The 15,656-nt window shown below is 45.3% G+C and carries 14 protein-coding genes; 2 read left to right on the forward strand and 12 right to left on the reverse strand.

The annotated features are described in order from the left end of the window. The first annotated feature begins 46 nt into the window (after positions 1-46). Positions 47-439 carry a hypothetical protein gene (locus FB479_RS26120; protein WP_232030117.1) on the forward strand — a complete coding sequence of 131 codons (393 nt, stop codon included), beginning with the start codon at positions 47-49 and terminating at the stop codon, positions 437-439. A 70-nt stretch (positions 440-509) separates the two neighbouring features. Here the strand turns inward: FB479_RS26120 and pstB are convergent, their stop codons facing one another. The 4 genes from pstB to FB479_RS26140 all read right to left on the reverse strand — a co-directional run bounded on the left by pstB (position 510) and on the right by FB479_RS26140 (position 4,160). Further along, positions 510-1,283: a phosphate ABC transporter ATP-binding protein PstB gene (gene pstB, locus FB479_RS26125; RefSeq protein ID WP_047073985.1), complete on the reverse strand. Its 774-nt coding sequence runs from the start codon at positions 1,281-1,283 to the stop codon at positions 510-512. A gap of 19 nt (positions 1,284-1,302) precedes the next feature. Continuing rightward, on the reverse strand, positions 1,303-2,193 hold the full coding sequence (gene pstA, locus FB479_RS26130) for a phosphate ABC transporter permease PstA (RefSeq protein ID WP_017247277.1): 891 nt from the start codon (positions 2,191-2,193) through the stop codon (positions 1,303-1,305). Beyond that, entirely contained in the window at positions 2,194-3,141 is a 948-nt protein-coding gene (pstC, locus tag FB479_RS26135) for a phosphate ABC transporter permease subunit PstC (protein WP_106652675.1), read from the reverse strand. Between the two features lie 89 nt (positions 3,142-3,230). Beyond that, positions 3,231-4,160 (reverse strand): phosphate ABC transporter substrate-binding protein PstS family protein, encoded by a 930-nt coding sequence (locus tag FB479_RS26140; protein ID WP_106652674.1) that lies wholly within the window; start codon positions 4,158-4,160, stop codon positions 3,231-3,233. A gap of 180 nt (positions 4,161-4,340) precedes the next feature. Here FB479_RS26140 and FB479_RS26145 point away from each other — a divergent pair, with 180 nt between their 5' ends. After that, complete coding sequence (locus FB479_RS26145) at positions 4,341-4,544, forward strand: DUF378 domain-containing protein (protein WP_106652673.1); 204 nt, start codon at positions 4,341-4,343, stop codon at positions 4,542-4,544. A 585-nt stretch (positions 4,545-5,129) separates the two neighbouring features. Here the strand turns inward: FB479_RS26145 and FB479_RS26150 are convergent. The 8 genes from FB479_RS26150 to FB479_RS26185 form a co-directional block, all read right to left on the reverse strand. After that, positions 5,130-5,678 (reverse strand): GerMN domain-containing protein, encoded by a 549-nt coding sequence (locus FB479_RS26150; protein ID WP_142067224.1) that lies wholly within the window; start codon positions 5,676-5,678, stop codon positions 5,130-5,132. 14 nt (positions 5,679-5,692) lie between these two features. Next, the gene (locus tag FB479_RS26155; protein WP_142067225.1) at positions 5,693-7,348 is read right to left on the reverse strand and encodes an N-acetylmuramoyl-L-alanine amidase family protein; all 1,656 of its coding nucleotides are present in this window, start codon (positions 7,346-7,348) and stop codon (positions 5,693-5,695) included. Between the two features lie 164 nt (positions 7,349-7,512). Then, positions 7,513-7,995 (reverse strand): hypothetical protein, encoded by a 483-nt coding sequence (locus FB479_RS26160; protein ID WP_142067226.1) that lies wholly within the window; start codon positions 7,993-7,995, stop codon positions 7,513-7,515. A 41-nt stretch (positions 7,996-8,036) separates the two neighbouring features. After that, positions 8,037-8,294, reverse strand: coding sequence for a hypothetical protein (locus FB479_RS26165; protein WP_007721136.1), 258 nt, complete (start codon positions 8,292-8,294; stop codon positions 8,037-8,039). 130 nt (positions 8,295-8,424) lie between these two features. Then, positions 8,425-10,011, reverse strand: coding sequence for a peptide ABC transporter substrate-binding protein (locus FB479_RS26170; RefSeq protein ID WP_142067227.1), 1,587 nt, complete (start codon positions 10,009-10,011; stop codon positions 8,425-8,427). 125 nt (positions 10,012-10,136) lie between these two features. Beyond that, complete coding sequence (locus FB479_RS26175) at positions 10,137-11,735, reverse strand: peptide ABC transporter substrate-binding protein (RefSeq protein WP_142067294.1); 1,599 nt, start codon at positions 11,733-11,735, stop codon at positions 10,137-10,139. 134 nt (positions 11,736-11,869) lie between these two features. After that, on the reverse strand, positions 11,870-13,522 hold the full coding sequence (locus tag FB479_RS26180) for a peptide ABC transporter substrate-binding protein (RefSeq protein ID WP_106652668.1): 1,653 nt from the start codon (positions 13,520-13,522) through the stop codon (positions 11,870-11,872). A gap of 422 nt (positions 13,523-13,944) precedes the next feature. Continuing rightward, positions 13,945-15,570 (reverse strand): peptide ABC transporter substrate-binding protein, encoded by a 1,626-nt coding sequence (locus FB479_RS26185; protein ID WP_106652667.1) that lies wholly within the window; start codon positions 15,568-15,570, stop codon positions 13,945-13,947. Positions 15,571-15,656: the final 86 nt, after the last annotated feature.

Below are 15,656 nucleotides of genomic sequence, written 5' to 3' on the forward strand. Positions count from 1 at the left end.
TGTGAACTTTTCACAAACCTATCCTGTGAAAGGGGATGTCTGGATCTTGGATAAGCGTTCCATTCACTTTTATGTCATTGCCCTACTCGTACTGCTAGCAATGTCCCTACTAACATTTATCAAGGTCTTTGTTCATAGCCACTATCTGCGTTACTTGTTTGTCGCGATATTTTTTGTTGGCTTGATTGTCGGTTATGTACGATATGTGATGAGGGTCAAAAGCGAGAATATGCAGCATCAAAGCAAATGGTACAAATATGGATTTATACTTGCTTTTGCCCTTATCTATATGGCTATCAAATATGGTGTAAAAGCTGTTGTAGGTTATGAGGCTTCCAGCGAAGACTACGGCACTGTCATCGCGTTCTTTTTCCTGGGTCTGTTTATTGCCTACTATGGTCTTTATTCACGGTATTTGAAGAAAGCCCAAAACGAATAGAACAAGAAGCCCTCCAGCAAGCTGATGTGAGATGATTCGCTTGGGAGGGCTTCTTTATTTCTATTCGCTATTAACCAAATCGTCCGCTAATATACGCTTCGGTTTTTTCGTTTTCAGGTGATGTGAAGATTTTCCCCGTCTCATCCATCTCGATCAGCTCACCCATCAGGAAGAAGGCGGTTTTCTCAGAAATTCGCGCTGCCTGATGGAGGTTATGGGTAACGATCACGATCGTATACTCATCTTTTAGCTGCATGACCAGCTCTTCGATTTTCATGGTAGAGATCGGATCGAGAGCGGAAGCCGGTTCGTCCAACAGCAAAATGGTTGGCTGCATCGCGATTGCACGCGCGATACAAAGCCTTTGCTGCTGTCCACCGGAAAGGGAGAGCGCAGAGTCGCGAAGACGATCCTTTACCTCATCCCAAAGCGCTGCTTTTCGCAGGCTCGATTCAACCAATTCATCCAAATCACGTTTATTGGTCATCCCGTGGAAACGCGGTGCAAATGCGATGTTTTCATAGATCGATTTAAAAAATGGATTCGCTCGTTGGAACACCATTCCTACCACTTGGCGCAGGCTCTCGATGTTTACTTGCGAGCTGTTAATGTCGATACCATCTACAATAATGGAACCCTCTACACGACAAGAAGGAACCAGATCATTCATCCGGTTCAAGCTCCGTAAAAGCGTCGATTTCCCGCATCCGGACGGACCGATGAAGGCCGTCACGGAGTTTTTTTCTATATCCATTGATATATTTTTTACGGCGTGCTTCTCTCCGTAGTATACATTCACGTTATTCGTCTGAATGATCGTTTCTTGCATGGTCAGTACGGACATGACTGCCACCTACCTCTTCTTAGTTTGATCCTGACGTCATCTTTTTGTAAACCCAATTCCCGAACCAACGAGCGGAAAGGTTAAAGAGCAAGACGGCAATAATCAGAACAGCAGCCGCGCCATCTGCGACATCACGCGCATCCGGTGTCAGCCCCTCGCTGTTTACCTTCCAAATATGCACGGCCAATGTCTCGGCAGGACGGAACGGGTTCAACGGTGAGGTCGTACTATTCAATGAGAAGTCGGTGAAATCCAGATTCGGTGAAGACATCCCTGCCGTAAACAGCAAGGCAGCCGCTTCCCCAAATACACGGCCAGATGCCAGAATGGCACCCGTAATGATACCTGGGAGTGCTGCTGGAAGGATGACAGACACGATGGTACGCCATTTGGTAATACCAAGCGCGAGGCTCGCTTCCTTTTGACTGCGTGGTACGTTGCGCAGTGCATCCTCTGTTACACGAACCAAGAGTGGCAGGTTAAATACCGTCAGCGCAAGTGCTCCACCAAACAGGGTATAGCCCCAGCCAGTCATGTTTACAAACACGAGCAATCCAAACAAACCAACTACGATAGACGGAAGGGAAGACAATACTTCTATACTCATGCGGATAAACTGTGTAATCTTGTTATCCGGCGCATATTCAGCCATATAAATGCCTGCTCCGATCCCGAGCGGCAACGCGATCAGCATGGTCAGGACCAGCAAGTACAACGAGTTGAAAAGCTGTGGTCCAATCCCGCCACCCGCATTGACGATATCCGGCGGAGAGGTCAAAAAGTCGAGATTCAGCTTATGCCAGCCTTGTGAGAGAATGAAGCCCAACAATCCCACCAAGGTACCGATAATCAGTACGGCAATCAGTGTCAAAACAACAGTAGCAGCACGGTCCATCAGTCTCGCTTTCATCTATTTCGCCAACCTCTTTCTGCCCAACAGGCGCAAAATCACGATAAAGACGAAAGACATCGCCAAGAGCAGCAAAGCCATTGACCAGAGAGCATTGTTATACGGAGTTCCTTGAATCGTATTCCCCATATTCAATGTAATACCGCTAGTGAGCGTACTGATTGGTTCGAGCAAACCGCCTGGCAGCTTCGTTGTATTACCAATAACCATTTGCACAGCCAAAGCTTCTCCAAAAGCGCGAGACATTCCCAAAACAATGGCCGTCAAACAGCCAGGAAGCGCGGAATGCAACACGACATTCCAAATGGTTTGCCAGCGAGTAGCACCCAGTGCAAGCGAAGCGTTGCGCAAATCTTGCGGAACAGCCTCAATAGCATCTGCTGCCACACTCGTAATGGTTGGCAAAATCATCAGGGCAAGAACTAGTCCCCCTGCCAATAAGCTGAAGCCAAGAACATCAAATTGTTCGCGAATAAATGGAACAAGCAAAGTTAGTCCAACATAACCGTAAACGACCGATGGAATACCAACCAACAGCTCGATTACCGGCTTCAACACTTTTTTCCCGAAGCCAGGAAAGATCTCTGTCATAAAAATAGCGGCGCCGATTCCGAGTGGCGCGGCAATTAAAGCAGCCAGTGCCGTTACGAAAAACGAACCAAGAATAAAAGGCAACACACCATACGCGGATGGCTCACCTTCTGGGTCCCATTTGTCATGGGTTAAAAATTCTTTGAAGCTTACTCCATCGACGAAGAACGTCGACAGCCCTTTGGAAGCAATAAAATAGGTGATCGATAAAACAACAATAACGAGCAAACCCGCACAAATCATCGCGATGGTTTTGCCGGTAATATTCTCTGTCTTTTGACGCTTGTTCGTTGTCAGCATTTTTTGCGCAATCATCGATTTACGCTCTGTATTTACCCCTTCAGTACGATGGCTCATGTTCTCCCTCCTGGAAAGAAAACGACTGTACGCAAGCAAAATGAGGGGAAGGCCCCCCTACCCCTCTATTTTGCTGTTGACGATAACGCTTATTTTTGTGTTACTTTGCCTTCTGCATCACGTTCCACTTTCATATCTGTGATTGGCAGGAAGCCCAATTCTGTTACAGTTTTCTTTTGTACTTCGTCAGTCAGGATGAAGTCGAGGAATGCTTTTGCATCGCCAGTTGCTTCACCTTTGGTGTACATATGCTCGTACGCCCATACTGGATATTTGTTCGTTGTAATGTTTTCTGCGTTTGCTTCCACGCCATCCAATTTCAGCGCTTTTACAGAGTCATTGAAGTAGGACAGTGCCAAGTAACCAATTGCACCTGGTGTTTCAGCGATGATTTTGCGAACAGTACCGGAGGAATCCTCTGTGATACCTTCTGCTTCTTCTTTGCCATCCAACGCGAATTTGCTGAATGTCGCGCGAGTTCCGGAAGATTTCGGACGGTTAACCAGCGTGATCTTCATATCCTCGCCGCCAACGTCTTTCCAGTTGGTGATTTTTCCAGTGAAGATGTCGATCAATTGTTGCTTGGTCAAGTTGTCTACTTTTACTTGCGGGCTTACCGCTGCTGCCATACCGACAACCGCTACTTTATGGTCAACCAGTTCGTTTGCTGGAATGCCTTTTTTCTCTTCTGCAAAAATATCGGAGTTACCAATCGTTGCTGCACCGCTTGCTACTTGGCTCAAGCCCGTGCCGCTTCCTCCGCCTTGTACTTGGATTTGTGCGCCTGCATTTTTTGCCATAAAGTCTTTGGCCGCTTGCTCGACCAGAGGCTGTAAAGCGGTAGAACCCACTGCTGTTACAGGTTCACCGGAAGGTTTTGTTGTCGAACCAGAGTTGCTTTGCTCCTGGGCTGGTTGTTGCGCTGGTGCTGGTGTCTGTGCAGTGTTGCCGCTTCCGCACCCCGCGAGTAATGCCCCTACACATGTCAGCGCAATAAACATTTTGCTGAGTTTTTTCATTTGATGAAAATCCTCCTTAAAAGGTTCGGTTTGTTTTTCTCTCTTACAAGTACAAACTATACAGGGGGAATGTTGTCGTATTATGTTGTGAATGTAAAGCTTTCTTAAAGATGGAGAAATTCCTGTTGTAAAACCGAAAACATGGGAATAATGTCCCTATTCTTTTCTGGGGGTGTCCATATGGATCGACTGGCCTTGCTGTTTGTTATCATCGGTGCCCTGAACTGGGGATTAATCGGGTTATTTCAGTTTGATTTAGTCGCAAGCTTGTTTGGTGGAGCGGAGTCGATTGTAAGTCGAATCGTGTATACGCTGGTAGGCTTGTTTGGGGTATATGCTATCAAGTTTCTATTTACGGATCGGGAAGAAACACCAACAACATAAAAAAACTATGTCAGGCTGTTGAGGAGAGGAGGAAACAGGAGAAAACGCTCAGCTTCTTGTCCCACCCGCTGAGGGATTCACTGCCCGTCTCCATGCAAAAAGCGAAACCGCGTCCAAAGTAGTTCTTTCAGGGTGTATTTCAGAGGTGGACGCTTAAGAACGTGTTTCGCTTTTTGCATTCCGTCTCGGTCGGTGTACCAAAGATCTTCGCTTATTTCTCCTGTTTCCTCTACGAGCTTGCCGTGCTTAAACGGGTCTTAAAAGCATTAAAAGATTGAAGAATGTAATCAGTCACGACAGAGAAGAATATTTCCAGACGTAGCGACTTGTGGAGTCCTACCAAGCGGAGAAGCGATTAGCGGGCAAAAGAAACGCAACGTGCCCATGCGACGAAGCGGCTACCACTTTTGCGTTTCCCCGCTAATCGCTTAGGAGCGGGCAGTCTTGACCCCCAGCAGGACGGAGCCTGGAGCCTAGACTGGAAATATTCTTCTCCCCACGACAGCCACTATACGTGAAACACAATATCTACGAAAAAAGACGGCACATCCTGATGAACAGGGTGTGCCGCCTTTATGGTGATGATTAATTGTCCCGTTTCAGTGGCTCGGAGAGATCTACGTGTCCCATCAGCGTTACTACTTTCTTGCCATCCTCCAGGAAGACAATTTCCTTTACTTCCGAGAACTGAAAGAATGTATTCTTCAACGCATCCAAAGCCATCGTCTCGCCACTTGAACCCATGTTGAACTGATTCTTGCTATCTGCATCAATCGTCAGGGTTCCTTTATCAAATGTGATTGAATGGTACTTGAAGTCTTTCCACAGCGGAATGTGCACGTCTGGCTTTACAGGCGACTCCAGCAGGGCAAGTGTCTTTTTGTACTTCTCGATATCTTCTGCAAACGTGATCTCTTGCTCTTCTTTTTGCATCTCCATCACATTATTATCCGAATAGTAAACGGTGACCATTTGCTTTTTCAGAGTCGGCTCTGTTGTCGATGGATCAGTGTTTGAACCAGATGGCTGTTCTACTGGTGTGGATGGCTGTGGTGTTTCAGTCGCGTTTTGCCCACATCCGGCCAAAAGCAGCATCACTAACGCTGCCATCCAGATCACTCGACTTTTTTTCATCGTGAAAAGCCCCCTTACTGATAAGACTCGTAGTATTCACGAATAGCCGCAACAATGGCTTTCGCGATTTTATCTTGGAATGCCGGATTCGTCAGCTGTGCATTCTCCTGTGGATTGGAGAGAAAGCCAGTTTCGGTCAACACAGCGGGCATATTTGTGTTTTTGATCACATAAAAGCCGCTCTTCTTGACGCCTCGATCCGGGAACTGCGTTGCCCCCCGCAAATGTTTATGTACCACTTGGGCAAAGTCTTTACTGTTTTCATTATAATAGAAGGTTTCCGTTCCTGCAGCCGTTGGTTTCGGGAATGCGTTGGCATGAATAGACAAGAACATGTCGGCATCTAACTCATTGGCAAAAGCGACACGCTCTGACAGTTCATAAAACACATCCGTTGTGCGTACGGGAACGACTTGAAACTCTGGATATTGCTTCAGCAAAGCCACAATTTTATTAGAGACAGCCAAGTTGTAATCTTTTTCATTGTTGCCAGCGGAGCCCTTCGTGCCTGGGTCTTTCCCTCCGTGACCGGCATCAACGACGATCAGGTAGCCTGTTTTCTTCGGTTTTGGCGTCAATTTTACTTCGATACCATCTTCCGTGTAAGCCAACTCATACTTGCTCTTTTGGTTCAGTTCAATGACAACGCGAACCGTGTCCGGAGATGCACTGTATTGGCTGTAACGCAGATCAGCAATGAGAGGTTCTTCTTTCGTTTGTTCTGCCTCATTCTGTTCATCAGAATCAGAATCTGCGTCTTGGTCTTCCTCATCAGCGGAGGCCGTTTCCTCGGATTCGCCTACGCTATCATTTTTCTCGTCTTGCCGTTTGAGATCTTCGATTAAATCGTCATCCAATGCTGTTTGTGGGAGATCCAAGACGATCCGGTGTGGACCTGTCATTACAAAGGACTCAGGAATTACAGGTATGGTCGTCTCAATACGAACACGGTCGCCGTCCTCAGATACATCTTTCAAAATATTGAGGCGATCGATCTCAACCTGATTATTTTTCTTGTCCCACGCAAATGACCCTCCAAGCTCGTCCTCCAATTGACGTAATGAGAGGACCAACTGATCATCAATCGTCATCCCTCGCTCAGGTCGTTTCCACGCAAAGCCTTTTTGTCCCACTTGCTCAGCTACAGCCTGTGCGGACACGTACATCGTGTCTTCCACTTGATACAGCTTGATCGGCTGGGTTGGTGCCTTGCCATTCAGCTTGACCTGTGGTGTTTCGTTCGCAATGACAGTTCGTGTGCTGTTGTCCCACCCGACTGTAACGCCAAGCGACTCCCCGACAAAACGCAGTGGCAGCAGCATACGCTTTTGTGAAATAACAGGCGGCGTATCGAGCTTCACTTGCTTGCCGTTCAACACTGCTGTACGGGAGTCAAGTGTAAGGGAGAGATGCTGCGTGCCTTTGGTAATGACAGCTGTTCGAGTAGCGTCATTCCAATCCACTTTTGCACCTAGCCCTTCGGCGATGACACGGACGGGAACCAACGTGCGTCCATTCTTGATGACTGGCGGCACTTCAGCATTCACTGCTTGTCCACCAATCATGAGATTGACAGCTTCCTCTGAGGCACTGCTTGCTGCAACCGCCCAACTGGGGATTAGCAGCAGGACCAGCAGCGCAAAAAGCAGAGGGTAAAATCGTCTCTTCATCCTGACCTCCTCCGTGATGTCTGTTTTCTTTCGTTATGTGGCGTCAGCCAATGTGCAACGTTCACCATTCTATTAGACGCTATATGATCTGTAAAGTTTATAGTCTTTTGGTACCAAAATGAAAAGACCGCCTCCGCATGCCGCGAGACAGTCTTTATAACTGATCATTTGTATCGAAAAAATCCCCTTCTCTCTTGCCTACTTACTTCTTGAACAGGTTTTTTTATCATGTTCAAGCCCCCGTTGGCAAGAAATTGCTGGATCAGCGAAATCACAGCCGGATTCGACAGCACTTTAATGGAGTCGGCTACTTTTGGGTTTTTCAATTGGGGAATAGCGTCGCCTAGATACGGTAAAAGCGGCAGTAAATCTTCGATAGAAATGGCAGGCTTTTGTGGTTGAGGTACAACTTCCACTTGAGCGGCATTCTTTCGTCCTCCAAACAGCAGCCCTCGCCGTTCTCCTGTACTTCTTGGAGGTGCTTGTTTGAGACGCCCCAGTGTATTCTTCATATCCTGCAGCTCCTGTCGCACCTGACTCATTTCTTTCATCATTTGGGCATTGCTTGCATGCTGTGCATCCGCAAGCTTGTTGATCGATTCTAGCAAATTGCTCCTGGGGACAGCCTGCTTCCTTTTCGCTTTCATTTTCTCAACGATAATCCCACCTCCCTCCTCACTCTACCCCCTTATCTAAAACGTTTTTTTATATTTTCCAAATCCTTTGCAGTGACACCTTTTTTCGAAAGCTTATTCAGCAGACTACCGACATTTTCTGTTTTCTGCATCTGACGAAACTGCGCAGCATAACTGTTAACCTCTTGCTCGGTCAATTTTTTCCCTGACTTTCTGGCCATTTCACGAATGACTTCCTTGATTCCCGCATCTGTCCTCAGCTTTTCCTTAGGAATCGATTTAACAATGTTGAGTAAAGAACCAATATCCATCAATATCCCCCCTGGTTGCAGTTAGTTCCTTTTTACTCTATGTAGCCAAGGGCGTAATGGATTGGTCATTTGTCCATGAGACAGAAAAAAAGAAGAGGTCGTAAAAACCCTCTTCTCATCCTTGTTTTGATTATGGAGTAATATCCGCGTATTTGAAATCGATAGCACCCAGACCATCCATGTCTACACCTTTCAGCTTGTCATTTTGCACCCACGAATTCGTGTAGTAGTAGAGGGGCGTGATAGGCATTTCATCCATTAAAATTTGTTCAGCCTGCGCCAGGATCGCTTTTCGCTTCTCATGGTCTTGCTCTAGGTTAGATTGGTTCAAAAGCTCCCTGTACTTCGGATTTTCCCAACCAGTATCGTTGTTTCCACCGTCTGTTTCCTTAAACAATTCCAGGAAGCTTATCGGATCATTGAAATCAGCTGTCCAACTTGCACGAGCAATTTGGTAGTCACCTTCGTTCACATTTTCCAGGAACACCTCCCACTCTTTATCATCGAGCTTCACATCTACACCAAGGTTCATCTTCCATTGATGCTGAATGATCTCCGAGACTTTCTTATGGCCTTCGGAGGTGTTGTAGGTAAGTGTGATTGGCGGGAGCTTGGTGATACCTTCTTCTTTCATCCCCTCTATAAGCAGCTTCTTCGCTGTTTCCACATCATTATCTGTAAAGTATCCCTTTTCATTCAATGTCATAGTCGGCGGTACATAGCTGGTTGCAAGCCATGGACTAAGGCCAAGAACATCAATCAATAATTGACGATCAATCGCATAAGCAAAAGCTTTCCGAATTTTTGCGTTGTGAAACGGTGCTTTTTCGGTGTTAAAACGGTAGAAGTATGTACCTGCAATCGGCTTCCATTTTATTTTCTCGGCAACCGTCTCACCAAAATAAAATGGAAGTGACGAAGTTGGGGATCCTGCCCAATCCAGCTCTCCATTTTTGAACATTTCCAGCTCTTTATATTCATCTTCTTCCATCGAGAAATCGATTCTGTCCAACTTTACGTTACCTTTATCCCAGTAGTTCTCGTTTTTCACAAGGACCATTTTGATTTTTTGTTCCCATGTTTCCATCTTGAATGGTCCGTTACCAACGATCGTTTTTGCATCTTCAGCCCACTTTGGGTTACTTTCGACAGCCTTCTTATTTACTGGATAGTATGTTTTGAAGGCCAACAGCTCCAAGAAATATGGCGTTGGGTTTGTTAGCTCCACCTTTAGCGTTTTATCGTCAATCGCTTTTACACCAACGTCTCCCGCCTTGCCAGTCCCTTTATTGAATGCTTCTGCACCCTTGATATAATACAACTGGTAGGCATAATTAGAACCTGTCTTTGGATCGAGAACGCGTTTCCAGGCATACTCAAAGTCGTGTGCCGTTACTTGATCGCCGTTACTCCATTTTGCTTTGCGAATCTTAAATGTATATGTTTTCCCATCCTCAGAAACGGTATAGCTCTCTGCTGCTGCTTCGTGTGTCTTACCGTCCTTACCTTTACGGGTCAACCCTTCAAAAATAGCTCTGATAATCGTAAGAGAAGCGCTATCCTCCGCAATACCTGGGTCTGCTGTAGGCGGATTTGAATGCAGGTTCATTCTCAGTACCTTTTTTGACTCTGCCATTTTGGCAATGCCCTCGTTCCCTGTCATCATTCCACCAAAAACGAGGACCGAACTTAACACCAGAAAAATACTCTTCTTCAAAATATACACCCCAATTTTTTTGAAATAAATCCAAAAATAGTATACAATAAAAACGAATTTTAAATGAAAATGAGACGAAAAAGAAGAGTGGTTTATACAACTCCACTCTTCTTTTTTCCTGTCATTTATTTCTTTTCTGCGATATCCGCGTATTTGAAATCGATATCACCCAGACCATCCATTACGACATCTTTCAAATTCTCGTTCTGCACCCAAGAGTTTGTGTAGAAGTAGATTGGCATGATTGGCATTTCATCCATCAGGATTTGCTCAGCCTGCATGAGCATTGCTTTGCGCTTCTCTGGGTCTTGCTCCAGAGAGGATTGGTTCAGGAGCTCTTTGTACTTTGGATTTTCCCAACGCGTATCGTTGTTTCCGCCGTCTTTTTCCTGGAACATTTCCAAGAAGTTGATGGGATCATTGAAATCACCCAGCCAACCTCCACGAGCGATTTGATAATTACCTTGGTGTACGTCTTCTAGGTATACCTTCCACTCTTTATTTTCGAGCTTGATATCTACACCGAGGTTTTTCTTCCATTGAGCCTGTATTTCTTTTGCGATCTTTTTATGACCTTCGGATGTGTTGTAGGTGAGTGTGATTGGCGGGAGTTTGGTGATGCCCTCTTCCTTCATACCCTCTACCAGTAATTTCTTTGCAACTTCAAGGTCATTGTCTTTGAAGTAACCGTCTTTGTTCAACGCCATGCTCGGTGGTACATAGCCTGTTGCCGGTACTTGACCCGCTTGCAGGATATCGGCGGTGATGCTCTCACGATTAATGGCATACGCGAACGCCTTACGAATTTTTGCGTTGGTAAACGGTGCTTGCTCTGTATTGAAACGATAAAAGTAGGCACCGGCGATTGGCTGTGTCTTCAAGATGCCAGCTTCCCTCAAAACCGGAAGTGCGTCGGTTGGCAGAGCGGACGTTGGAGCACCCGCCCAATCCAGCTCGTCGTTATCAAACATGGATAATTCCGTATTCTCATCCTCTATCATAGAGAATTCAATCTTATCCAATTTTACATTGGCTTTATCCCAGTACTTCTCGTTTTTTACGACAGTCAGTTTGCTCTTGTGTTCCCATGTTTCCATTTTAAATGGTCCGTTGCCAACAACCGTCTTTGCCTCGTCAGCCCATTTTTTGTTGCCTTCGACTACTTTCTTGTTCACTGGGAAGTACGTTTTGAAAGCAACGAGCTCTGGGAAAAATGGTGTCGGGTTTGTCAGTTCCACTTTTAGCGTCTTATCGTCAATCGCCTTTACCTCAACGTCTCCCGCCTTGCCTGTCCCTTTGTTGAAGTCTTCTGCACCTTTCACATAATACAACTGGTAGGCGTAGTTGGAAGCTGTCTTTGGATCGAGCGCGCGTTTCCAAGCATATTCGAAGTCATGTGCCGTTACCGGATCTCCGTTGCTCCATTTTGCATCACGAATCTTGAATGTATAAGTCTTCCCATCCTCAGAAACGGTATAGCTCTCTGCCGCGGCTGGGTGTACCTTTCCGTCTTTTCCGAGACGTGTCAGACCTTCGAATATAGCAGTGATGATTGTGCTAGAGGTAGTATCCTCCGCAATTCCCGGGTCTGCTGTAGGCGGATCCGAATGCAGATTCATCCTTAATACCTTAGGCTCAGCTGCTTGAATAGCGCCTTCGTACCCTGTCATCATTCCACCGAAAACAAGGACTGAACTCAAAGCCAGAAAAACACTCTTCTTCATCATATGCCCCCCTAATTTCCTAATGAGAATCTTCCAAAAATTAGTATACAACAAAAGTAAAAATATGGAAGTGGGATAGGTAAAAAAAGAAGAGAGGTGAGTATAACACCGCTCTTCTTTTACATGCACAGCTATTATTTCTTTTCTACGAAATCTGCGTACTTGTAGTCTACAGCACCCAGACCATCGATGATAACATCTTGTACTCTGTCGTCCTTCACCCAAGATTGAGTATAGTAGTAGATTGGCATAATTGGCATTTCATCCATCAGGATTTGCTCAGCTTGTGCCAAGATTGCTTTACGTTTTTCTGGGTCTAGCTCCAGAGCGGATTGGTTCAGGAGTTCTTTGTACTTCGGATTTTCCCAACGAGTATCGTTGTTTCCGCCGTCTTTTTCCTTGAACATTTCCAGGAAGTTGATTGGATCGTTGAAGTCACCCAACCAGCCTGCACGAGCCACTTGGTATTTACCTTGGTGTACATCATCCAAGTAAACCTTCCACTCTTTGTTCTCGAGCTTCACGTCTACGCCGAGGTTTTTCTTCCATTGGTCTTGGATTGCCTCAGCAATCTTTTTGTGACCTTCGGAAGTGTTGAAGGAAAGAGTAAGTGCTGGGAATTTGGTGAGACCCTCTTCTTTCATACCTTCTTCGAGCAATTTCTTCGCTGTTTCAATGTCATTATCCTTGTAGAAACCGTCTTTGTTCAGCGCCATGCTTGGTGGTACATAGCCTGTTGCAGGCAATTGACCAGCTTGCAGGATGTTGTCGATCAGGCTTTGACGATCGATCGCATAGGCAAACGCTTTACGGATTTTCACATTGTTGAACGGTGGTTTTTCTGTGTTGAAACGGTAGAAGTAAGTACCCGCGATTGGCTGAGTTGTCATTTTGCCGGATTCTTTCAAAGCCGGGATCGCGTCAGTTGGCAACGCAGAAGTTGGAGCTCCTGCCCAGTGCAGTTCACCGTTTTCCCACATGGACAGCTCAGTATTCTCATCCTCTACCATGGAGAATTCGATTTTGTCCAATTTTACGTTGTCTTTATCCCAGTAGTTATCGTTTTTGGAAACGACGAGCTTGCTCTTGTGCTCCCAAGAATCCATTTTGAATGGACCGTTACCAATAACTGTTTTCGCATCAGTAGCCCATTTCTCGTTGCCCTCTACTACTTTTGGATTAACTGGGAAGTATGTTTTAAATGCAACCAGCTCCAGGAAGAATGGAGTTGGGTTTGCCAGTTCTACTTCGAGTGTTTTATCGTCAACTGCTTTTACGCCAACGTCTTCTACTTTACCTTTGCCTTTGTTGTAGGCTTCTGCGCCCTTCACATAGTACAGTTGGTATGCATAGTTGGAAGCTGTTTTCGGATTAAGAGCGCGTTTCCAAGCATATTCGAAATCTTTTGCCGATACAGGATCGCCATTGCTCCATTTGTTATCACGAATTTTGAATGTATATTTTTTACCGTCTTCAGAAACAGTGTAGCTCTCTGCTGCTGCTGGATTGTATTTACCGTCTTTACCAACGCGAGTCAGACCTTCGAAGGTAGCAGTGATGATGGTGCTGGAAGTTGTATCTTCCGCGATACCTGGGTCAGCTGTTGGTGGCTCGGAGTGCAAGTTCAGTTTCAGTACTTTAGAGCCAGCTGTTGGTGCAGAATTTTCTGTCTTTCCTGCCGATGCATTGCTATCTGCCGGTGCCGCCTGGTTTCCGCCACCGCATCCTGCGAGTGCCGCGCCAAGAACGAGGATAGAACTCATTGCCACGAAAACATTCTTTTTCATACAAGTAATCCCCCTTTTCTAAATCTTTTATCAATATACATGGTTTTATATATTTTTTAAATATGTTTTAGAATGATTTAATAAATTTTTATTTATTTATAAAGAGAATTAATGAATTATAAATTATATTGATCGATAAATAAATTTTCCATAACATTCCTCCTCCAATATCTCTAAGAAAAACCGCGTAATATCAAGCTTTCTCAGAGTTGAGGATTCAGATCTCATTTATTGATGTATTTTTTCATTCATCCAATTTTACTGACATTCAGTAAAATAACAATAGTAATTTCATTTATAATTTTATAATTACTCACATCATCGTCAATCGTCTGCTCGTTTTTTTACTCTCAGAAATGATTTACAAAAAAAGAAGAGTGCCGTAGCACCCTTCTTTTTCACAACGAGTTATGCGCTTTTTCTTATTGAATGTCTGCCCATTTCCAGTCTACGAAACCGAGACCGTCGAGTACTACACCTTTTACTTTGTCTTTTTTCACATAAGAATGTGTGTAGTAGTAGATTGGAACTGCCGGCATTTCGTCCATGAAAATGGCTTCTGCTTGCGCCAGGATTTGTTTGCGTTTTTCTGGGTCCTTTTCCAGAGCAGATTTGTTCAGCAGCTCTTTGTACTTCGGATTTTCCCATTTCGTGTCGTTGTTGCCGCCATCTTTGTCCTTGAACAGGTCCAAGAACGTGTATGGATCGTTGTAGTCACCAGACCAGCTGGAACGTGCGATTTGGAATTTACCTTGGTTCACATCTTCCAGGAATACTTTCCATTCTTTGTTCTCCAGCTTAATGTCTACGCCGAGCGCTTTTTTCCATTGGTCTTGGATCGCTTCGGCAATTTTCTTGTGGCCTTCGGACGTGTTAAAGGAAAGAGTCAGGGTCGGCATTTTGGTAATGCCTTCTTCCTTCATACCTTCTTCCAGCATTTTTTTCGCTGCTTCTACATCGCCGTCTTTGAAGTACGGGCTTGTTGCCACTGCCATTGTTGGCGGGATCAGACCCATAGCTGGTTCTTGGTTTGCTTGCGTGATGTTGTCGATGATAGATTTACGATCGATTGCATAAGCAAACGCCTTACGGATTTTCGCGTTGTTGAACGGCGGAACTTCCGTATTGAATTTGTACATGTACGTACCCGCGATCGGGCGTGTTTGCATTTGACCGGTTTCTTTCAATGCAGGAATCGCATCGGTAGGAAGTGAGCTCAAAGGCGCTCCGGACCAATCCAGATCGTCATTGTCGAACATGGACAGCTCTGTATTTGCATCTTCAACCATGGAGAAGTTGAGCTTGTCGAGTTTTACAGCGTCTTTATCCCAGTAAGTATCGCTCTTCACAAGAACCAATTTGCTCTTATGTTCCCATGTTTCCATTTTGAATGGACCGTTACCAACGTGTGTAGCTGCTTCGCCCGCCCATTTATCGCTGCCTTCCACTACTTTTTGGTTAACTGGGTAGTACGTATAGAACGCAGTCAGTTCCAAGAAGAATGGTGTTGGGTTCTTCAAAGTCACGACGAGTGTTTTATCGTCTGTCGCTTTTACGCCAACATCTTCAGCTTTTGCTTTACCCTTGTTGTATTCTTCTGCATTTTTCAGGTAATACAATTGGTAGGAGTAGTTAGATGCTGTCTTCGGATCGAGCGCTCGCTTCCAAGCGTATTCGAAATCCTTAGCGGTAACTGGATCTCCATTGCTCCATTTGCTATCACGCAGGGTGAATGTATAAGTAAGACCATCTTCGGATACGTCAACTTTTTCTGCTACAGATGGATGTGGTTTGCCATCTTCGCCAATACGGGTGAGACCATCAAATGTTGCACGCAGTACCGCACTGGAAGTAGAATCCTCAGCCAATGCAGGGTCAGCAGTTGGTGGCTCGGACATCATGTTCATTCTCAATTCTTTAGGACCACTTGTTTGCTCCTTAGAAGCATTGCCTTGCTCGCCTGCTTTCTCACCACCGCCGCCACAACCAGCCAGCGCCGCACTAAGAACCAGGATAGAACTCATTGCTGCAAAAACGCTTTTTTTCATGGTGTTGACCCCCTTTTTTTCTATCGGTAAAAATTCATTGAAAGCTACTCCACAAATATACTGCATTTTTAGTAATATTGAAGACA

It is taken from the genome of Brevibacillus sp. AG162 (assembly GCF_006715575.1).
GTDB classification, from domain to species: Bacteria; Bacillota; Bacilli; order Brevibacillales; family Brevibacillaceae; genus Brevibacillus; species Brevibacillus brevis.